The organism is Ruegeria sp. G12, from assembly GCF_056533565.1.
In genome coordinates this window covers 544,175-563,345 of record NZ_JBQFOO010000003.1, presented here as the reverse complement: position 1 = coordinate 563,345, position 19,171 = coordinate 544,175, and the positions used below count along the sequence as shown (strand labels likewise).

Here is a 19,171-nt window from a genome sequence, read left to right as displayed (position 1 = left end):
CTTCTCAAATGAATAACTAAATGTTATAAATCCAAGGGCTGCGCCGAGTGGGGGCCTGTCCGATGCGTGTTTGGCAATCGGACACCTTTTGGCGTGTTCGAATAAGAAGTTTGTCTTTTTTTGAAAGTTCGGGCCCATGTCTGATGATTCAGGCCGCAATGGGGCATTCGAAGACACCGTTGCTGCACAAGACACAAAGAACTGGGAAGCGCGCCTGAAAGAGGCGCGAAAGCAACGCGCCGCTGCTCTGGCCGAGGCCAACGGTCACGCGCCTCGGAAACCTTTGTCAGAAACCCCCTGGGACCAAACCCCGCCATCGCCGGAAGAGACGACGCTTGAGAAGATCGTCGCAGAGGAACTGCGCCCCGAACCCGAGTTGGAAGCGGAACCGGAACCGGTTCGCAAAGCACCGATACGGATCGGATATGCGGCCCTTTTGGCGGCGGTATTCTGTGGCGCGATACTGCACTGGGCGGGTGCGAAAGTTGTAGGCAGTTGGAATGCCCCTGAGGATGTCGCGGACAACCCGAAACAGGCGTCACCTGACGCAGCACCTGCGGACGACTTGCCCGTACCCTTGGCTGTGGTGTCAGCGTCGCTGCCCGACCCCGTGGCCCCGGACGCGGTGGATATGCCGCCAGCCAGCACGCAGAAAACTGCGCTATTGCCCGAGGCGGATGCGACCTCGGAACCCTCGTCCTCATCGGGTGTCTCCGCACCGGCTGACACAGTTTCCACCCCGGCACCCCCCGCCGAGACGGAACCACAGCCGGACCAGATCGTCGCACTGGCGAACGCCCGGACTCTTGCAGAGCCGGAAACCGCTTTTTCTCGCGAACCGCCCGCGGTTAGTGTTCCGGCATACTTCAGTGTTGTCCCAGCGCCCTACACACAGGACACCGCTGGCTTACCGCCTCTTTCCCCGCAAGGCTCCGTGTCAATGGCAGCCCTCTCACCCGACCTGAACGGCACTTCGCAAACTGCTCTGGCCGCGCTTGACCTGTTTCCCGGCGACAGTATGAAACCGCCCAGCCCGACCTTTTCCGAGGTCAAACCGCTTGCACCCAAAGAGCAGGTCGAAGCCTTGGCGGTTTCGCTCTTCGTGCCAGCCAGAGTCACGGAAGAGGCCAGCAACAAAGCGCTGGCCGTCCTGACTGGCGAACAGGCCAAAGTGGTGGCAACAGCGCGAGTGAATTTCCGGGTCCGGGAAACACAGGTTCGGTTTTATCATCCCGACGACGCCAGAAAAGCCGAACTGGCCGCCGCCGCCCTTGGCGGAATTTCCAGAGATTTCACGAACTCGGGCAGCAAAACGCGCCCCGGACATATCGAGGTCTATCTGGCGGGCAGTGGCGGGGCCGTGCAGACCAAACCGCCCGAGAAACAGACCAGATTCGACCGGTTTCTGGCGCGGCTTCTAAATGATGGCGGATAAGAACTTGGGAAGGCTCCGACGGTGCAGAACCTTCCCTACCCCGCGTGCTCCCTACTCACCACACGCAGATGGAATCTCTTGGTTCTGACCGTCCTGGTCATGGGTAAAAGCTAGCCGCTCAGGCGGGTCACTTCAAACGCCAAATGCGTAAACTCTGTTTCAAATTAAAATCGCCCGCCGAGGGCTCGGCGGGCGCTGAAATCGTCAGGTGGGTTTAGCTGTAGACGGATTCTTTGCCGAAATGCTTGGTCAGCATGTAATAGACAACCGCACGGTACTTGTTTCGCTCGGACATGCCATAAGTTTCCATGGCTTTGTTGATGCCTTCCATCAGCTCGGGACCATCCGACAGGCCCAGTTTTTTGATCAGGAAGTTGTTCTTGACGGTTTCCAGTTCGCTGTCCTGGCTGGCGGCAACCGTTGCTGCATCCGCGTCGTAAATGGCCGGACCACATCCGATGGTGACACTGGTCAACAAATCCATGTCGGGGTCCATGCCGCATTTGTTTTTCAAATCATCGGCGTATTTTGCGATCAGCTCGTCGCGTTTTCCCATTAACGTCTCTCCCTATAAGCAGTTTTGTCTGCGTTCTCTCAATTCCCTTAAAAAGGTTCGGGCAGGGTAATCAGTGGGGGATTTTTCACAAAGGGAAAAATTCCACGCATTCCCCGTAAACGAAGACTCGCCGATAGGGAGGTTGATTTTCGGCATTTTATTATTTAACATTTATGTTAAATTAATTGTTAAGGCACTGACAGGAGAGCCTCATGCCCGTTTCCTTGCCCAATGAAAGCTCTGAATACCGATCCGCCCGCAATCGCCTGCTGGCCGCCGAAGCCGAGCTGCGCGCCAAAGTAGAACAGGTCGCCGCCCTGCGCCGCAGCCTGCCCGATGGCGGGTCTATACCGCAGGATTATGAATTTCACGATCTGGGTGGGCAGGCCGCACCCCTGTCGTCTCTGTTTGGGTCCCTCGACACGCTGGCCATCTATTCGCTGATGTACGGGCCGGATGCCGAGCAGCCCTGCCCCATGTGTTCCGCCTTTCTGGACGGGCTGAACAGTCAGGTCGCACATATTACGCAGAATATCGCTGTCTGCGTCGTGGCGCAGAACACGCCCGAGAAGCTGCGCGCCTTGAAAACCCGGATGGGGTGGAAGGACCTGCCGCTTTGTTCCGCGATCGGCACCACGTATCAGCGCGATTATCTGGCCGAGGGCGAAGACGGCAGCCAGTTGCCCATCCTGAACGTGTTTCGCAAGGACAACGCCGGTATTCGGCATTTCTGGAGTTCCGAACTGTTCTTTGAGCCCAGCGACTGGCACCCCCGCCATGTGGATGCGGCCTGGCCGCTGTGGAACATTCTGGACCTGACCCCAAACGGGCGCGGCGATTTCTTTCCGTCCCTGCGGTAAGCCGCGCCTATCTGCAATAGCCCCAGCCGGGGCCTTGCAGGTGAAAATGATCCGCATGCAAGCGATTGAAATCCGGCCCCAAAACCACGCGAAACCAGTCACAAGCCCCGCGCCAGATCTGCCGCAGGAATTCACCCTCGGGCCCGTCTGCGCCCCAATCAGACAGCAGGTTCAGGCTACGCCCATCGGCCAGCTGCACACCTTTGATGTCAATCGCATCCGCCGTGGCGTGGCTGCTCCACCCGTTGTCCTGCCCCTGAGCCGAGCGCATCCGGCGGCAATTGTAGCTACCCACATGCCGCAGCCGGTTGACCGACGTGCCCAGCAGGTTTTGCGCTGCGGGCTGAACAACGTGATGATCCCACATGGCCAGCCGCAGCGTAGTTGTACAGCGCGTTTCCACCGGCTCGATACGCGATGTGACCAGCCCCGACAGAAGACCCCGGCCCGCGATGCCGCAATTCTCATCCACGACCAGATCATCCATCGCCGCAAAGGACACGCCCGCCTGGGCCAGTGTGGCCCGGCACTGCGCCTCATCCGCCAGTGCCCGGTTCAACTGAAACCGGGTGACCGGCGTGACGGGGGCGGTCACTTTTAACTCGCGCAGCGGGTTCCAGTGCGAAGGCACAGGCGTTTTGGGATGCGCCAGCAGCAGATACCCAGCCGAGCCAACAAGACATAGAAACACGATGATCGAAAAGAAAGACGCCGCCAGATGCAGAATCCGGCGGCGTCCAGAAGGTTCGGTCATACCCAGCCCGCTTAGTAGCGGTAGTGTTCCGGCTTGTACGGCCCTTCGGGTTTCACGCCGATATAGGCCGCCTGCTCGGCATCCATCTGGGTCAGCTTCACGCCGATGCGGTCCAGATGCAGGCGGGCGACTTTTTCATCCAGATGCTTGGGCAGGATGTAGACGTCGTTTTCGTACTCATCACCCTTGGTAAACAGCTCGATCTGCGCCAGAACCTGGTTGGTGAACGAGGCCGACATCACGAACGAAGGATGCCCGGTGGCGTTGCCGAGGTTCAGCAGACGGCCCTCGGACAGCAGGATCAGACGATTGCCCGAGGGCATCTCGATCATGTCCACCTGTTCCTTGATGTTGGTCCATTTGTGGTTCTTCAGGCTGGCCACCTGAATTTCGTTGTCGAAATGGCCGATATTGCCAACGATGGCCATGTCCTTCATCGCGCGCATATGCTCGATGCGGATCACGTCCTTGTTGCCGGTGGTAGTGATGAAGATATCCGCGCTGGCAACTTCGTCTTCCAGCAGGGTGACTTCGAATCCGTCCATCGCGGCTTGCAGGGCGCAGATCGGGTCAACTTCGGTGACTTTCACCCGGGCGCCAGCGCCGCGCAGCGAGGCCGCCGAGCCTTTGCCCACATCGCCATAACCGCACACAACAGCGACCTTGCCAGCCATCATGGTGTCGGTGGCGCGGCGGATCCCGTCGACCAGCGATTCCTTGCAGCCATATTTGTTGTCAAACTTCGACTTGGTCACCGAGTCATTCACGTTGATCGCCGGGAACGGCAGGTGGCCGTCTTTCACCAGCTGATACAGGCGGTTCACGCCGGTGGTGGTTTCCTCGGACACGCCTTGGATCTGGTCGCGCATCTTGGTGAACCAGCCGGGCGAGGCCGCCATACGCTTGGCGATCTGCTTCTTGATGACCTCTTCCTCTTCCGAACCCGGAACCGGAATGATGTCTTCGCCCGCCTCAGCTCGTGCGCCCAGAAGAATGTACAGCGTAGCGTCGCCGCCATCGTCGAGGATCATGTTAGGGCCGTCGTCGAACAGGAAGGATTTGTCCAGATAATCCCAATGCTCTTCCAGCGTCTGGCCCTTGATGGCAAAGACCGGAATGCCGGCTTCGGCAATCGCAGCTGCGGCATGGTCCTGGGTTGAAAAAATGTTGCACGACGCCCAGCGCACATCTGCGCCCAGCGCGACCAGCGTTTCAATCAGAACGGCGGTTTGGATGGTCATGTGCAGCGAACCGACAATGCGCGCGCCCGACAAAGGCTTGCTTTCACCGTATTCCGCACGCAGGGACATCAACCCCGGCATTTCCGTTTCGGCAATGTCCAGTTCCTTGCGGCCGAACCCGGCCAGCGAAATGTCTTTAACGATATAATCCCCGGCCATCAGGTGCTCCATTCACGGCAAATCACAGTTCGGGCTGCCCCTAGCATTCCTGGGGGCAGGTGGCAATGTGAATGACCGAAAACCGGATGTTTACACAGCCAAAATCAGCTGGGCGTACCCTCGACCTTGATCTTCGGGACCGCTTCGAAAAAATCGGTGCCAACGGCGACAATACAGCTAATGCCGTTCGCGTGGGTCACGAGGACGGTGTAACTTCCCGTTTCCTCTGAGGTCCAGACCTCCATGACCGACTGCGCGCCGCGTGTTTTCTGCAAACCACCGAATGCCAGCTGTTCCGAATAGCTGTCCTGCAGTTTTGTGATCACATGCTCGCGCTCTGCACAATTCTGGGCAAAGGCGGGCGGGGCGGTTGCGGCCATTCCGAAGGTCATGGCGATTGCAAAGAGACGTTTGAACATAGCATGCTCCTTTCGATCCATAGTTCAGGTTCGAGGAGGGCACACTGGGAGGAGTATGCGCCCCCCTCAGTCCTTTAGGTCGGGATCGCAGCCTGCGCATTCAAAGCACGAATGCTCAAGAAAACGTTGGCAGCGAGTGACCCAGACAGGTACATCATAGCATTAAAAATGCGATTTAAATGTGTCCAACTTCACAAGGCATGGCAGAATGGCAACACAACCCCGAGCGTGGCAGAGAATGCTGTCAGGCCGCAGGCTCGATCTGCTGGACCCGACGCCCGTTGATATCGAGATCGAGGATATTGCGCATGGTCTGGCCTTTGTGGCGCGCTGGAACGGTCAAACGGGCGGCGATTTCGCCTATTCCGTGGCCGAACACTCCCTGCTGGTCGAAGAGCTTTTTGGCCGGATCGCACCGAAAGCCCCGGCCAAATGGCGGCTCGCAGCCTTGTTACATGATGCGCCCGAATATGTGATCGGAGACATGATCTCACCGGTGAAATCCGCTGTCGGACCGGATTATGGCACTTTGGACGACCGTCTGGCGGCAGCGATCCACATCCGGTTCGGTCTGCCCGCGGAGATACCGAAAACCGTGAAGCGACAGATCAAGAAAGCCGACAAGATCAGCGCCTGGATGGAAGCGACGCAGATCGCGGGGTTTTCCGAGGCGGAAGCCACGAAGTTCTTTGGTCGCCCGGACAAGGCGGTGATGGAGGGGTTGGGGATCACCCTAAGGCCGCCGGTGGAGGTGCGGTTGGCCTACACCAAGCGCCATGCTGAATTGTTGGAGTAGATCTGATCTTCCAACACCGACGTAACGATTTCATTAAATGAAATCGGACCGGAAACTTTTAAAGTTTCCGGGTGCCAGAGACCGCTGCGAACAACGGGAGATTTTGAGTTTAACGCGGACTCCGCTTTGCCAAAATCCGCTGCAACGTCCGCCTATGCATGTTCAGCCGACGTGCAGTCTCAGAGACGTTCCGGTCGCACAGCTCATAGACCCGCTGGATATGCTCCCACCGCACGCGATCCGCGCTCATGGGGTTTTCGGGGGGCGGGGGCAGTTCATCGCCCTTGGCAAGCAGCGCGTTGGTGATGTCGGTGGCGTCGGCGGGTTTCGAAAGATAGTCGGTTGCACCGATCTTCACGGCGGCAACAGCGGTTGCGATGGCTCCGTAGCCGGTCAGAACCACAACCCGACTGTCGGGGCGTTTCTCGCGCAGCACTTCGACCACGTCCAGACCGTTGCCGTCCTCAAGCCGCAGGTCCACCACGGCATAAGCAGGCGGGCGGGCGGTGGAGATGGCGCGGCCTGCGGCGACCGATCCGGCGGTTTCAACCTCGAACCCGCGCTTTTCCATGGCCTTGGCCAGACGTCTCAGAAACGGCTCATCATCATCTACCAGAAGCAGCGACTTATCAGGGCCGATATCAAGCTGGGAACTGTCTGCCATATGTTGGGTCTTTCCGCTATTTCATGCCTTTGGCTTAAACATGAGTAATAGCAGCGCCATTTAAAACGTCAAACAGGCCGTCGCGAATTACATCTGCTCGATAAAGCACCCGACCTTGTCCGCCATCTGCTCGGCGGTGTCGTCGCGCTTGAAGAATTCCAGAAAGCCATCTTCGGGTGTGACGAGGTAGGTGAAGGTGGAATGATCCACCAGATAATACTCGTCACTTTTGTCATGGGCCTTGTAATAGGTCTTGTAGGCCTTGCTTGCGGCATCGACCTGCTGGGCCGAGCCGGTCAGGGCGATCATGCGCTCGTGCAGGTTAAAGGCATAGTCGCTCACCACCTCAGGCGTGTCGCGGTCGGGGTCGACCGAGATGAACAGTGGCGTGACCGACTGGCCGCGCTCGGCCAGAATGTCCACGGCCTCGGCATTGCGGGACATGTCGAAGGGGCAGACATCAGGGCAGAAGGTGTAGCCGAAGTAAACCAGTGTCGGCTCGGTTATCACGTCCTTGTCGGTGACGGTCTCACCCGCGCCGTTCACCAGTTCGAACGGGCCTCCGATCGCGGCTGTGCCCCCCGCGATCTGACCGGTCCGGCACTGAGCGTACTTGTCGTCCGCGCCGCCGCCGGTCAGCAGCCACATCGCGCCAAGGCCCACGGCCAGAACAACGGTTGCTAGGATGGCGTAAAGGCGGGTCATGGCGCGGGTCCCGGATATAAGGGGTTGTTGAACGTTTCGGCCGGGACACCTATCAAGATGATCAGCCAATGCAACAGGACATAATAGACCGATGGCAGATTCCAACCAGAGCTTTTGGCGCGGCCAGGGACGCAGCAGCTGGATTCGCCTGCGCACCCTGATCCTGCTGCGATGGGTGGCCATTATCGGCCAGTTCACCGCCATCACCGTGGCCCAGCAGTATTATCACGTCCAGCTGGAACTGCTGATGTGCTATACGGTGATCGGCATTTCGGTCATGGGCAACCTGACCGCCATCCTACTGTTTCCGCAAAACAAGCGCCTGACCGAGTTTGAAAACTTCCTGATGGTGCTGTTCGACCTGCTGCAATTGGCCATTCTGCTTTATCTGACCGGTGGGCTGAACAACCCGTTTGCCCTGCTGCTGCTGGGGCCCGTCACGATCTCGGCCAATGTAATGAGCACCCGGTCCACCTTGATCATTGGCGGCGTCGCCATCATCGTAACCTCATTGCTGTCCGAGTTTCATCTACCGCTGCGGACCAATGTGGGTCTTGTGCTGGATATCCCCGACATCCTGCTGTTCGGAAACTGGGCCGCGATCATCATCGCCATTGTCTTTATCGGTGCCTATTCGCACCGGGTCAGTTCCGAGGTTCAGTCAATGTCCGAGGCGCTCTCGGCCACCCATATGGCCCTGGCGCGCGAGCAAAAGTTGACCGATCTGGGCGGCGTCGTCGCCGCCGCTGCGCATGAGCTCGGCACGCCGCTGGCGACGATCAAGCTGACCAGTTCCGAACTGATCGAGGAACTGGATGACCGGCCCGACCTGAAGGAAGACGCCGCCCTGATCCGCGAACAGGCCGACCGCTGCCGCGATATTCTGCGCGACATGGGGCGAGCCGGCAAAGACGACCTGCATCTGCGGCAGGCCCCCCTGTCCACGGTTGTTCACGAAGCGGCCGAGCCGCATATCGACCGGGGCAAGATGGTCCACTTTGCCGAGGGCCCGGCGCTGGACGGCGATGTGCAGCAACCCTCGATCCTGCGCAAACCCGAGATCATTCACGGTTTGCGCAACCTGATCCAGAACGCGGTGGATTTCGCCCGCGCCAATGTCTGGGTCGAGGCCGAATGGACACCCGAACAGATCACCGTCACCATCATGGATGACGGGCGCGGATATCCCCCGCATCTGATCGGGCGGATCGGCGACCCGTTCGTGCGCCGCAGACGGGCTGAAACCGATCAGCCCACCCGCCCGGAATACGAAGGCATGGGTCTGGGCCTATTCATCGCCAAAACGCTGCTGGAGCGCAGCGGGGCCGAGCTGGATTTTGCCAACGGGGCTGACCCCTATCAGAAACTCTCGGACCACCCGGACCGCAAGGGTGCAATCGTCAAAGTCGCGTGGCCGCGCAATCTGATCGACGCGCAAAAGGGCGATACCCCGGTTCCCTCAGGCCTGAACCAGCAAATCCGGATTTAGGTTAAGAGGCCGTTAACCAATTGAAGGCCATAGTCCCCTCCAATCGAAAGCAGGCTAGGAGGATTCTATGGCCGATTGGATCATTCTGGCCACGATCAGCCTGATTTCCTGTAGTTTTGCGGTGCTGTGGCTGATGCCGCACCCGGACCGGCGCGATGAAAGCTTTGATCTGCTGACCGCGCCCCTGTCTGACGATGCTGTTTTCCTGTTTGACCGCGACCGGCTGATCAGCCACTCGGACATCGCCCTTGAGGGATTTGAAACCGTCAGCAACTGGGACGATCTGCGGCGTCTGCTGCGCCGCGATTTCCCGGCGTTTCCCGAAACCCCCGAAACGGTGCGCGATCAGGGCCGCCTTACCGTCTCGGCCATCGATTGCACGGTTGCGCGTGAGGTGCTGTGCGAATGGATCGACGGGGTCGTGCGCGTCAGGCTCTGCACGCTGGCCAGTCCCACAGACAATACCCGGCGCGACTGCGACGACCCAATCCGGCTGGCCATGGACAGGGCTCCGTATCCGGTCTGGCTACTGGATGATGGTAGCCAGGTCCGTTGGTGCAACGCGGCCTACGTCGATCTGGTTCGGAAGGTACGTGGTCAGGACGCCGATCTGACGGACCCGCTGTTTCCCGACCTGCGGGACGACGCGCGGCTTAGCGAGAAAACCCGCGTCGCGGCCCAGGTTGCGGGCGGGCCCCAAAAGCTCTGGTTCGATCTGACACAGGTCCATCACGAAGATGGTCGCTTGTTCTATGCCGTCGATGTCAACGCCATTGTCGAGGCGGAAACGGCGCAGCGGAAATTTGTGCAGACCATGACCAAGACCTTTGCCCAACTGTCCATCGGTCTGGCGATATTCGACCGCAACCGCCAATTGGCGCTGTTCAACCCGGCCCTGATCGACCTGACCAGCCTGCCCCCCGATTTCCTGAGCTGCCGCCCAAGCCTGTCGGGCTTTTTCGACCGGCTGCGCGATCAGAACATGATGCCCGAGCCCAAGAATTACCGAAGCTGGCGCAACCAGATGAACGACCTGCTGGAAGCGGCAGAGGACGGCAACTATCAGGAAACATGGTCGCTGCCCTCAGGCTCGGTCTATTCGGTCAGCGGCAGGCCGCACCCGGATGGGGCCGTGGCGTTTCTGTTCGAGGATATCACCGCCGAAATCACCCTGACCCGCCGCTTCCGGTCGGAGATGGACCTGATGCAGTCCATTCTCGACAAGCTGGCAGATGCGATTGCCGTCTTTGCCGATGACGGCTCGCTGGCGCTAACCAACTACGCTTATCAGCAGCTCTGGGGTGACACGGAAGAAACCGGGTTTGCCATGGACTCGGTGATCGATGTGACGCGGAAATGGCAGGACCACTGCGTCGCCACCCCCATTTTGGGCGAGATTCGGGATTTTGTGGAAATGCGCGAAGACCGAGCCGAATGGTCTGCCGAAATCCGCATGCGTGGCGGGCAGGCGCTGGACTGCACGGTGACACCGATGCAGAACGGCGCGACCATCGTGCGCTTTTCCGTAGGTGAAAAAACCGGGATACATCAGGTCCCGGCCTGAACCGGGTTGCAGCCGGTCAGGCGCGGGTACATTGTGGCGCCATGACGACGCCACCCCTGCCAATCACCCTGATGTCGCCGGACGAAACCGCCACCTTTGCGGCCCGTCTTGGCGCGCGCCTGCATCCCGGCGACACGCTGTTGCTAAGGGGTGCAATCGGCAGCGGCAAAACCCATTTCGCGCGCAGCCTGATCCAATCGCTGATGCCGGTGCCCGAGGATGTCCCCTCGCCCACATTCACGCTGGTACAGGCCTATGACACCCCCGCCGGGGAGGTCTGGCATTGCGACCTCTACCGCCTGAACCATGTGGACGAGATCGAGGAACTGGGCCTGACCGAGGCGTTTGATTCAGCCCTGTGCCTTGTGGAATGGCCCAACAAGCTGGGCCCGCTGACGCCAGCGACGGCACTCACCTTGGATTTTGCGACGGACCCCGAAGCCATGGACACACGCCACCTGACCCTGTCCTGGTCCGACCCGAAATGGACCAAAAAGCTGGAGACTTCTTCATGACACACCGGTCCGCTCTGGCCGAGGCTCTGATCGCGCAAACGCAATGGGCCAATGCCACGCGCGCGCCGCTGGCCGGGGATGCCTCGAACCGGCGGTATGAACGGCTGACCGATCCGGCCACAGGCCGGACCGCCGTTTTGATGGACGCCCCGCCAGACAGGGGCGAGGACGTGCGGCCATTCGTGCGCATTGCGAATTACCTACGCGATATCGGATTGAGCGCGCCGGAAATCTACGCTGAAGACCCTAACAATGGGTTTTTGCTGCTTGAGGATCTTGGCGACGACCTGTTCGCCCGCGTCGTTCTGCGCCACCCGGACAAAGAGCGCGCGCTTTATGAAGCCGCAACAGACGCTCTGTTGCACCTGCACGAGGCGCCCTCGCTGTCGCTGCCTTCTTACGACCCGGCGCTGATGACGGAACTGGCCGGGCTGGCCTTCACCAAATATGCGTGCGGTATCCACGGGCAGTATGATGAGGACGTGCTGAAACGGTTCGGAAACCGGTTTTCCGATGTCCTGCACCGGGAAACGTCGGGCGCGAAAGTGGTGATCCAGCGCGATTACCACGCCGAAAACCTGATCTGGCTGCCAGAGCGCGAGGGTGTTCGGCGCGTCGGCCTGCTGGATTTTCAGACCGCCATGCTGGGGCATCCGGCCTATGACCTGATGTCCCTGCTGCAGGACGTCCGCCGCGCGGTCCCGGCGGGGATCGAGATGCAGATGATCAACCGCTACATTGCGGCCTCGGGCATGGATGACCATGACTTCCGCACCGCTTATAGCGTTCTGGGCGCGCAACGGAACCTTCGCATCCTTGGCGGATTCGCTCGGCTGGCGACCGAATACGGCAAGCCGGGCTATGTGGATTTGATCCCGATCACATGGGCCCACCTGATGCGCGATCTGGAACATCCCGCGCTGGTGCCGGTGGCTGAAATGCTGCGCGACACCCTGCCCGAACCCACGCCAGAAAACCTCGCGAAGCTGAGGGCCAAATGACCGCAAAACCCAAAGCCATCATGCTGTTTGCGGCGGGTTTCGGCACCCGCATGGGAGCGCTGACCAAGGACCGCCCCAAACCGCTGATTGAAGTCGCCGGAAAACCTCTGATCGACCGCGCGCTGGCGCTGGTCGACGATGTTGCACCCAAACGCGTGGTGGCCAACCTGCACTACCATGCCGACCAGCTTCAGGCGCATCTGACACCAAAAGGCGTCCTGCTGTCCCATGAACAGCCCGATATTTTGGAAACCGGGGGCGGCCTGCGCGCCGCCCTGCCCCTTTTGGGCTCTAATCCCGTGTTTACGCTGAACACCGACGCAATCTGGGCCGGTCCGAACCCCCTGACCCTGCTGCAAAATGCATGGGATCCGGGGCGCATGGATGCGCTGATGATGTGCGTTCCGGTGGGCCAAACCATCGGATACAAAGGCACCGGCGATTTCACGGCGGATGCCGAAGGGCGGATCACCCGCGGGCCCGGCCTTGTCTATGGCGGTGTTCAGATCCTGAAAACCGATGGTCTGGGTGATTTTACCGAACAGGCATTCTCGTTGAACCTGCTGTGGAACCGGATGCATGACCGGGGCCGTCTGTTCGCGTTGGAATATCCCGGCCGTTGGTGCGATGTCGGGCGGCCCGAAGGCATTGCGTTGGCCGAGGACCTGCTGGCCGATGTTTGACCCCCAAACCCATCCGCGCGTCTTCGGAGTTCCGCCAGGCGCGGATTTTCCCAAAGCGCTGGTGGAAGGGCTGCGGTACCGCTGCCCAACCCCGCCCGAGGCGTTGGCGCGGGTGCAACTGGTGGTCAACACTCGCCGCATGGCGCGGCGCGTGCGGGACCTGTTCGATCAGGGCCCGCCCGGCCTGCTGCCGCGCCTCTCGCTGGTCACCGATCTTGGGGAAAGCGTCGATCTGGCGCATATCCCTCCGGCCATACCTCCGCTGCGGCGCAGGCTGGAACTGACGCAACTGATCGCGAAACTGCTCGACCAGCAACCGGATCTGGCGGCGCGGTCGTCGCTGTTCGACCTGTCCGACAGTCTGGCCGCCCTGATTGATGAGATGCAGGGCGAGGGCGTCCACCCCAGCGCGATCCGGGGCCTTGATGTCAGCGACATGTCCGGTCACTGGGCGCGGGCACAGGCCTTTATCGGGATCGCCGACCATTTTATCGGGGCGGGAACGCAGGCGATGGACGCGCATGCCCGCCAACGGCGCGTTGTGGAAAACCTGATTTCCCGCTGGCAGACCGACCCCCCGAACCATCCGGTCATTCTGGCCGGTTCGACCGGGTCGCGCGGCACCACCTTGATGCTGATGAACGCGGTGGCCCGCTTGCCGCAGGGCGCGTTGGTGCTGCCGGGGTATGATTTCGACCAGCCCGACGGCGTCTGGACCCGGCTGGATGAGGCGCTGAGTTCGGAAGATCACCCGCAATACCGGTTTCGCAAACTGATGCGCGCGCTGGACCTGACCCCGGATCAGATCGCCCCTTGGACTGACGCCCAAGCCCCGTCCCCTGCCCGTAACCGATTGGTTTCACTGGCTTTACGCCCTGCCCCGATCACCGACGCCTGGATGACCGAAGGCCCGCGCCTGACCGATCTGGCCGAAGCCACCAACGGCTTGACTCTGGTCGAGGCGCAATCCCCAAGGGCCGAGGCGCTGGCCATCGCCCTGCGTCTGCGGCAAGCGGCTGAAACCGGCCAGACCGCCGCGCTGATCACGCCCGACCGGATGCTGACGCGTCAGGTCAGCGCCGCGCTGGATCGCTGGAATATCCTGCCCGATGACAGTGCGGGCCTGCCGCTGCAACTCTCGCCCCCGGGCCGGTTCCTGCGTCACGTCGCCGGTCTGTTCGCCCGCCGTGTGGATGGCGAAGCCCTGCTGACACTGCTCAAACACCCGCTCTGCCATGACGGGGCCGAACGCGGCGACCATCTGCTGCATACCCGCGATCTGGAATTGGACCTGCGCCGCCACGGTCCGCCCTTCCCCGACAGCACCAACCTGATAGCGTTTGCGATCCGCAAGGAAGTGCCCGAGGGGTGGGTCAACTGGGTCACCACGCAGTTCTGCGATCAGCAGATTGCCGGGGAACGCCCGCTAAGCGACTGGGTGGACCGCCTGTTTTCACTGGCAGAGGCGATATCGTCGGGCAGCACCGGCACCGAAGGAACCCTGTGGGATAAGAACGCAGGCCAGAAAGCGCTAGCCGTCATGACCGCGTTGCGGGACGAGGCGCAGCATGGCGGCCCGATGACAGCTCACGATTTCGCCGACCTGCTGGGCGCTCTGCTGGCCGGGGAAGAGGTGCGGGACCGGGACAAACCGCATCCCCATATCATGATCTGGGGCACGCTCGAGGCGCGGGTGCAAGGGGCCGATCTGTTGATCCTCGGCGGGCTGAACGAAGGCAGCTGGCCCGAGGCCGCCGCGCCCGATCCCTGGCTGAACCGTCAGATGCGCGATCAAGCGGGCCTGTTGCTGCCCGAACGGCGCATCGGCTTGTCCGCGCATGATTTTCAGCAGGCCGTCGGCGCGCCCGAGGTCTGGCTGACCCGCGCAACCCGATCCGACGATGCCGAAACAGTGCCGTCGCGCTGGCTGAACCGGATGACGAATCTGTTGCGGGGCTTGCCGGAGCAGGGCGGTCGCGACGCCCTGTCCGATATGCGCGCGCGGGGACAGAAGTGGCTGAACTGGTCCGAGGCGCTGGAACAGGCCCCTCGGATCACACCCGCGCACCGCCCCTCACCCCGCCCGCCGGTTCCGGCCCGCCCGCGCCGCCTGAGCGTGACCGAGATCAAGCGGCTGATCCGCGACCCGTATGCGATCTACGCCAAACATGTGCTGCGGCTTAAACCGCTCGACCCGCTGGTGCAGGCCCCAGATGCGCTGCTGCGCGGGATCGTCATTCACGAGATCCTGGAACATTTCGTCAAGGACAGCGTGCTGGACACCGCCTTGCTGACCCGCGAGAACTTCCTGAAACGCGCGCAGGACTTGCTGGATCAGCATGTCGCGTGGCCCACGGCCCGGCAGCTTTGGTTGGCGCGGCTGGAACGGATCGCTGATGATTTTCTAAGCGCGGAAATTGCCCGCCGCGCCGATGGCGGCCCGGTTGCCTTTGAAGCGGCGATGAAACTTGCGCTGACGCCGCTGGACTTCACCATCGCCGGACGCGCCGACCGGATTGACCGCAACAGCCGGGGCGCTCTGCGGATCATCGACTATAAAACCGGCGCGCCGCCGACGGAAAGCCAGCAAGCCAAATTCGACAAGCAATTGCTGATCGAAGCCGCGATGGCCGAGCAGGGGGCCATTGAAGGAATCGACCCAATGGCCGTGGCCGAGGCCGTCTTTATCGGCATGGGCGGCAGCTACAAAGAGGTACCCGCGCCGCTGGCCAAAGAACCCACGGACAAGGTGCTGGCTGAGTTAAAAGACCTGATTTCCGCCTATTTAGAGCCTGAACAGGGCTTCTCCTCGCGCCGGATGCTGCACAAGGACACCGATATCGGTGACTATGATCACCTCGCCCGGTTTGGCGAATGGGATCGCACCGCCGAAACCAATCCCGAGGATCTGACATGAGCCCCCACAACGACGCCACCGAGCGGCAAGTGCAGGCGGCGCGGCCGGATGCCTCGACGTGGTTGGCGGCCAATGCGGGGTCGGGCAAGACGCGGGTTCTGACCGACCGCGTGGCGCGCTTGCTACTGGGCGGGGTGCAGCCGCAGCACATCCTGTGCCTGACCTACACCAAGGCCGCCGCCAGCGAGATGCAGAACCGGTTGTTCAAACGGCTGGGCGAATGGGCGATGCTGGGGGATGATCCCCTGCAGCAGCAATTAACGGACCTTGGTGTTGCGGGTGTCATTGACCCGGCGCAACTGGCACAGGCCCGCACCTTGTTTGCGCGCGCGATTGAAACGCCCAGCGGGTTGAAAATCCAGACCATCCACTCGTTCTGCGCCGCGCTCTTGCGCCGCTTCCCGCTTGAGGCTGGCGTCAGCCCGCAATTCGCCGAGATGGAAGACCGCGCCGCCGCCCTGCTGCGCGAAGAAATTGTCGAGGATTTTGCCGAAGGCCCGCAAGTCGCTCTGATCGAGGATGTCGCGCGGTTCGTCACCGATACCGGGTTCGACAAGCTGACCGCCGCCGTAACGCAGAAACGAAACCTGTTTGCGCAGGACTTGCAATGGCCGGACCTGTTACAGCGTTTTGGCCTGCCTGACGGATTTGACGAAAACAGCCTGCTGGAACAGGTCTTTCTGGGCGGTGAGGTCGAGCTGGTTCAATCCATGCTGTCAGCCCTCACCGAAAGCGGCGGCAACAATGCCAAGGCTGCGACGAAACTCGCCGGGTTTACCGAGGCGCGGTTGGGGCAACTGCCCGTTCTGGAAAGCGTCCTGCTGACCGGGAAAAGCGCCAAGGAACCGTTCACCGCCAAGGTGAACAGCTTCCCCACCAAGGCGCTGCGCGAGGGGGCGCTGACCGATCGGATGCCACAGCTGGAATCGCTGATGCTGCGGGTCGAGGCCGCGCGGGAACAGCGATTGGCACTGATGGCGGCCCAGAAAACTGCCGTGTTGCATCGCTTTGCCGCCGCCTTCCTGCCTGAATACGAACGGCGCAAGCAGGTGCGAGGCTGGCTGGATTTCGACGACCTGATCCTGCGCGCGCGACAGGTGCTGAACGACCCCGCAGTGGCCGAATGGGTGCTCTACCGGCTGGATGGTGGCATCGACCACATTCTGGTGGACGAGGCGCAGGACACCAGCCCCGATCAATGGGATGTGGTCGAGAAACTAGCGCAGGAATTCACCAGCGGCGAGGGCGCCCGGTCCGGGGTTGAGCGCACAATCTTTGTGGTCGGCGACAAGAAACAGTCGATCTATTCCTTTCAAGGGGCCGACCCGCAGGCGTTCGATCGGATGCAGGCCGAGTTTGGGCGACGCTTGGTTGATTCAGGCTCTAAATTGGAGAGTTTGGAGCTTGAGTATTCCTTCCGCTCGTCCAGCGCGATCCTCTCTTTGGTCAATATCCTGTTCCAAAATCATGCCGAAGCCGGGTTTCAGGACAAGGCATTGCACCAAGCCTTCAAGACCAACCTGCCCGGGCGCGTCGATCTGTGGCCGGTGGTGGAAAAGGTCGAAGAGGATGAGGACACCGACTGGACCGACCCCGTCGACCGGCCCGGCGCGCGCCATCACACGGTGATTCTGGCCGAACAGGTGGCATGCTCAATCAAACGCATGATCGACCGGGGTGAGACCATTCCCCAAGATGGTGGAACGCCCGGCAAACTCGTGCGCCGCAAGGTGCAGCCGGGGGATTTTCTGATCCTAGTCCAGCGCCGCTCGGACCTGTTTGCCGAGATCATCCGCGCTTGCAAGGCCGCAGGCCTGCCCATCGCCGGGGCGGATCGTCTGAAGGTGGGGGCGGAACTGGCGGTGAAGGACCTTGCCGCGCTGCTCAGCTTTCTGGCGACGCCCGAAGACAGCCTGTCTTTGGCCACCGTGCTGAAATCGCCTCTGTTCGGGTGGAGCGAGCAAGCCCTGTTCGATCTGGCCCACCGGCGGCAGGACCGGTTCCTGTGGACAGCCCTGCGCAATCGCAAGGATGACTTCCCTGAAACGCTGGAGGTTCTGAACGACCTGCGCAGCCAGATCGATTTTCTGCGCCCTTATGACCTGATCGAACGCATCCTGACCCGCCATGACGGACGGCGGAAATTACTGGGGCGTCTGGGGGCCGAGGCCGAGGATGGCATCAATGCGCTACTGTCTCAGGCTTTGGCCTATGAGCGCACGGATATCCCCAGCCTGACCGGCTTTCTGGTCTGGATGCAGACCGACGATCTGGAAATCAAACGGCAGATGAGCGGCGTCGGCAACATGATCCGGGTGATGACCGTGCATGGCTCCAAGGGCTTGGAAGCGCCCATCGTGATCCTGCCCGACACCGGAAAACGCCAGCGCCCACGCGATGCCGAGATCATGACCGCCGATGGAACGCCACTGTGGAAGGTTCCGGCGGACGCGTCGCCTCGGCTCCTCTCCCAGGCGCGGGACGAGGCGCGCAGCCGGGAGGAAAATGAGCGACTGCGGTTGCTCTATGTGGCTCTAACACGAGCGGAAAAGTGGCTGATCGTCGCCGCTGCGGGGGATGTCGGCAAGGACCGGACCAGTTGGTATCAGATGGTTGAGGCAGCGATGGAACGGGCCGGGGCGACACAACTGGATGGCTCGGGCGTGCAACGGCTGGCGCATGGCGACTGGGATGCCCTGCCATTGATCGACCACGCCCAACCGGTGCCGTCAAGCGACCCGTTGCCGGACCTGTTCCACCAACCCGCGCCACCCGCGCCCGAGGCCACCGTAACACTCAGCCCGTCGGAGTTGGGCGGTGCCAAGGCGTTGCCGGGGGATGCCGGACAGAATGAAGAGGTCGCCAAGCTGCGCGGCACCCGTCTGCATCTGCTGCTGGAACATCTGCCGGATGCCACGCAAGACATATGGCCGCAGCTTTGCACCCGGCTTCTGCCCGATATGCAAGACGTGGACCGTCAAGAGCTGCTAAACGAAGCAACACAGGTGCTGACCGCCGAACACCTGAAACCTGTTTTTTCCACGCAAGCGATGGCCGAGGTTCCGGTCTCAGCCGACCTCAATGGGCGGCGGATACACGGGATGATCGACCGGTTGATCGTTTCGGACATGCAGGTTCAAGTGATTGATTTCAAATCAAACGCGACCGTTCCAGCAACCCCCGAGGTATGCCCCGAAGGCCTGCTGAGACAGATGGCGGCCTATGTGTACGCGCTGTCGCAAATCTATCCGGACCGAGAGATTCGCACCGCGATCCTGTGGACCCGCACGGCTGAGCTTATGTGGCTGCCACACGATCTTGTGACGGATGCCCTGTCGCGCACCCAGATATCTTGACCTCCCCCAAAAGGGTACCTAGTTTCACTGCCCAAGCGCATTCCATTCAGGAGACAT

Annotated in this window: 16 protein-coding genes; 10 read left to right on the top strand and 6 right to left on the bottom strand. The window is 61.2% G+C overall.

Features of this window, described 5'->3' with window-relative positions:
* Nucleotides 1–136 precede the first annotated feature (136 nt).
* Nucleotides 137–1,435: a hypothetical protein gene (locus ACR0JN_RS10570; protein ID WP_480885471.1), complete on the top strand. Its 1,299-nt coding sequence runs from the start codon at nucleotides 137–139 to the stop codon at nucleotides 1,433–1,435.
* A 214-nt stretch (nucleotides 1,436–1,649) separates the two neighbouring features.
* Here the strand turns inward: ACR0JN_RS10570 and ACR0JN_RS10565 are convergent, their stop codons facing one another.
* The gene (locus tag ACR0JN_RS10565) at nucleotides 1,650–1,991 is read right to left on the bottom strand and encodes a DUF2853 family protein (RefSeq protein ID WP_480818129.1); all 342 of its coding nucleotides are present in this window, start codon (nucleotides 1,989–1,991) and stop codon (nucleotides 1,650–1,652) included.
* 212 nt (nucleotides 1,992–2,203) lie between these two features.
* Here ACR0JN_RS10565 and ACR0JN_RS10560 point away from each other — a divergent pair, with 212 nt between their 5' ends.
* Entirely contained in the window at nucleotides 2,204–2,851 is a 648-nt protein-coding gene (locus ACR0JN_RS10560; protein WP_480885470.1) for a DUF899 family protein, read from the top strand.
* 7 nt (nucleotides 2,852–2,858) lie between these two features.
* Here ACR0JN_RS10560 and ACR0JN_RS10555 read toward each other — a convergent pair whose 3' ends face one another.
* The 3 genes from ACR0JN_RS10555 to ACR0JN_RS10545 form a co-directional block, all read right to left on the bottom strand.
* Nucleotides 2,859–3,605: an extensin-like domain-containing protein gene (locus ACR0JN_RS10555; RefSeq protein ID WP_480885469.1), complete on the bottom strand. Its 747-nt coding sequence runs from the start codon at nucleotides 3,603–3,605 to the stop codon at nucleotides 2,859–2,861.
* Nucleotides 3,606–3,616: 11 nt separating this feature from the next.
* A complete protein-coding gene (gene ahcY, locus ACR0JN_RS10550) occupies nucleotides 3,617–5,005 on the bottom strand; it encodes an adenosylhomocysteinase (protein WP_480885467.1) in 1,389 nt (462 codons plus the stop codon).
* Nucleotides 5,006–5,109: 104 nt separating this feature from the next.
* Nucleotides 5,110–5,424, bottom strand: coding sequence for a hypothetical protein (locus ACR0JN_RS10545; RefSeq protein ID WP_480818125.1), 315 nt, complete (start codon nucleotides 5,422–5,424; stop codon nucleotides 5,110–5,112).
* Nucleotides 5,425–5,632: 208 nt separating this feature from the next.
* Between ACR0JN_RS10545 and ACR0JN_RS10540 the strand changes: the two genes are divergently transcribed.
* On the top strand, nucleotides 5,633–6,220 hold the full coding sequence (locus tag ACR0JN_RS10540; RefSeq protein ID WP_480818124.1) for an HD domain-containing protein: 588 nt from the start codon (nucleotides 5,633–5,635) through the stop codon (nucleotides 6,218–6,220).
* Between the two features lie 109 nt (nucleotides 6,221–6,329).
* On the opposite strand, the gene ACR0JN_RS10535 is transcribed toward ACR0JN_RS10540, so the two are convergent.
* Nucleotides 6,330–6,884 carry an ActR/PrrA/RegA family redox response regulator transcription factor gene (locus ACR0JN_RS10535; protein WP_050604676.1) on the bottom strand — a complete coding sequence of 185 codons (555 nt, stop codon included), beginning with the start codon at nucleotides 6,882–6,884 and terminating at the stop codon, nucleotides 6,330–6,332.
* 87 nt (nucleotides 6,885–6,971) lie between these two features.
* Nucleotides 6,972–7,589 (bottom strand): SCO family protein, encoded by a 618-nt coding sequence (locus ACR0JN_RS10530; protein WP_480885466.1) that lies wholly within the window; start codon nucleotides 7,587–7,589, stop codon nucleotides 6,972–6,974.
* A gap of 91 nt (nucleotides 7,590–7,680) precedes the next feature.
* Here ACR0JN_RS10530 and regB point away from each other — a divergent pair, with 91 nt between their 5' ends.
* The 7 genes from regB (at nucleotide 7,681) to addA (ending at nucleotide 19,114) form a co-directional block, all read left to right on the top strand.
* Entirely contained in the window at nucleotides 7,681–9,078 is a 1,398-nt protein-coding gene (regB, locus tag ACR0JN_RS10525; RefSeq protein ID WP_480885464.1) for a sensor histidine kinase RegB, read from the top strand.
* A gap of 67 nt (nucleotides 9,079–9,145) precedes the next feature.
* The gene (locus ACR0JN_RS10520) at nucleotides 9,146–10,642 is read left to right on the top strand and encodes a PAS-domain containing protein (protein ID WP_480885462.1); all 1,497 of its coding nucleotides are present in this window, start codon (nucleotides 9,146–9,148) and stop codon (nucleotides 10,640–10,642) included.
* Nucleotides 10,643–10,683: 41 nt separating this feature from the next.
* On the top strand, nucleotides 10,684–11,157 hold the full coding sequence (gene tsaE, locus ACR0JN_RS10515) for a tRNA (adenosine(37)-N6)-threonylcarbamoyltransferase complex ATPase subunit type 1 TsaE (RefSeq protein WP_480885461.1): 474 nt from the start codon (nucleotides 10,684–10,686) through the stop codon (nucleotides 11,155–11,157).
* The gene (locus ACR0JN_RS10510) at nucleotides 11,154–12,158 is read left to right on the top strand and encodes an aminoglycoside phosphotransferase family protein (protein ID WP_480885460.1); all 1,005 of its coding nucleotides are present in this window, start codon (nucleotides 11,154–11,156) and stop codon (nucleotides 12,156–12,158) included. The genes tsaE and ACR0JN_RS10510 overlap by 4 nt, the downstream gene beginning before the upstream one ends.
* The gene (locus ACR0JN_RS10505; RefSeq protein WP_480885459.1) at nucleotides 12,155–12,841 is read left to right on the top strand and encodes a nucleotidyltransferase family protein; all 687 of its coding nucleotides are present in this window, start codon (nucleotides 12,155–12,157) and stop codon (nucleotides 12,839–12,841) included. Before ACR0JN_RS10510 ends, ACR0JN_RS10505 begins: the two co-directional genes overlap by 4 nt.
* Nucleotides 12,834–15,758 carry a double-strand break repair protein AddB gene (gene addB / locus ACR0JN_RS10500; protein ID WP_480885458.1) on the top strand — a complete coding sequence of 975 codons (2,925 nt, stop codon included), beginning with the start codon at nucleotides 12,834–12,836 and terminating at the stop codon, nucleotides 15,756–15,758. The genes ACR0JN_RS10505 and addB overlap by 8 nt, the downstream gene beginning before the upstream one ends.
* Complete coding sequence (addA, locus tag ACR0JN_RS10495; RefSeq protein ID WP_480885457.1) at nucleotides 15,755–19,114, top strand: double-strand break repair helicase AddA; 3,360 nt, start codon at nucleotides 15,755–15,757, stop codon at nucleotides 19,112–19,114. The genes addB and addA overlap by 4 nt, the downstream gene beginning before the upstream one ends.
* Nucleotides 19,115–19,171: the final 57 nt, after the last annotated feature.

What these genes read in the sequence shown, in the direction of transcription:
- ACR0JN_RS10520 (WP_480885462.1), top strand. Translation starts at nt 9,146, where the DNA reads ATGGCCGATTGGATCATTCTGGCCACGATCAGCCTGATTTCCTGTAGT.
- ACR0JN_RS10560 (WP_480885470.1), top strand. Translation starts at nt 2,204, where the DNA reads ATGCCCGTTTCCTTGCCCAATGAAAGCTCTGAATACCGATCCGCCCGC.
- ACR0JN_RS10555 (WP_480885469.1), bottom strand. Translation starts at nt 3,605, where the DNA reads ATGACCGAACCTTCTGGACGCCGCCGGATTCTGCATCTGGCGGCGTCT.
- ACR0JN_RS10545 (WP_480818125.1), bottom strand. Translation starts at nt 5,424, where the DNA reads ATGTTCAAACGTCTCTTTGCAATCGCCATGACCTTCGGAATGGCCGCA.
- ACR0JN_RS10530 (WP_480885466.1), bottom strand. Translation starts at nt 7,589, where the DNA reads ATGACCCGCCTTTACGCCATCCTAGCAACCGTTGTTCTGGCCGTGGGC.
- ACR0JN_RS10510 (WP_480885460.1), top strand. Translation starts at nt 11,154, where the DNA reads ATGACACACCGGTCCGCTCTGGCCGAGGCTCTGATCGCGCAAACGCAA.
- ACR0JN_RS10540 (WP_480818124.1), top strand. Translation starts at nt 5,633, where the DNA reads ATGGCAACACAACCCCGAGCGTGGCAGAGAATGCTGTCAGGCCGCAGG.
- regB (WP_480885464.1), top strand. Translation starts at nt 7,681, where the DNA reads ATGGCAGATTCCAACCAGAGCTTTTGGCGCGGCCAGGGACGCAGCAGC.
- ahcY (WP_480885467.1), bottom strand. Translation starts at nt 5,005, where the DNA reads ATGGCCGGGGATTATATCGTTAAAGACATTTCGCTGGCCGGGTTCGGC.
- addB (WP_480885458.1), top strand. Translation starts at nt 12,834, where the DNA reads ATGTTTGACCCCCAAACCCATCCGCGCGTCTTCGGAGTTCCGCCAGGC.
- ACR0JN_RS10565 (WP_480818129.1), bottom strand. Translation starts at nt 1,991, where the DNA reads ATGGGAAAACGCGACGAGCTGATCGCAAAATACGCCGATGATTTGAAA.
- addA (WP_480885457.1), top strand. Translation starts at nt 15,755, where the DNA reads ATGAGCCCCCACAACGACGCCACCGAGCGGCAAGTGCAGGCGGCGCGG.
- ACR0JN_RS10535 (WP_050604676.1), bottom strand. Translation starts at nt 6,884, where the DNA reads ATGGCAGACAGTTCCCAGCTTGATATCGGCCCTGATAAGTCGCTGCTT.
- ACR0JN_RS10570 (WP_480885471.1), top strand. Translation starts at nt 137, where the DNA reads ATGTCTGATGATTCAGGCCGCAATGGGGCATTCGAAGACACCGTTGCT.
- tsaE (WP_480885461.1), top strand. Translation starts at nt 10,684, where the DNA reads ATGACGACGCCACCCCTGCCAATCACCCTGATGTCGCCGGACGAAACC.
- ACR0JN_RS10505 (WP_480885459.1), top strand. Translation starts at nt 12,155, where the DNA reads ATGACCGCAAAACCCAAAGCCATCATGCTGTTTGCGGCGGGTTTCGGC.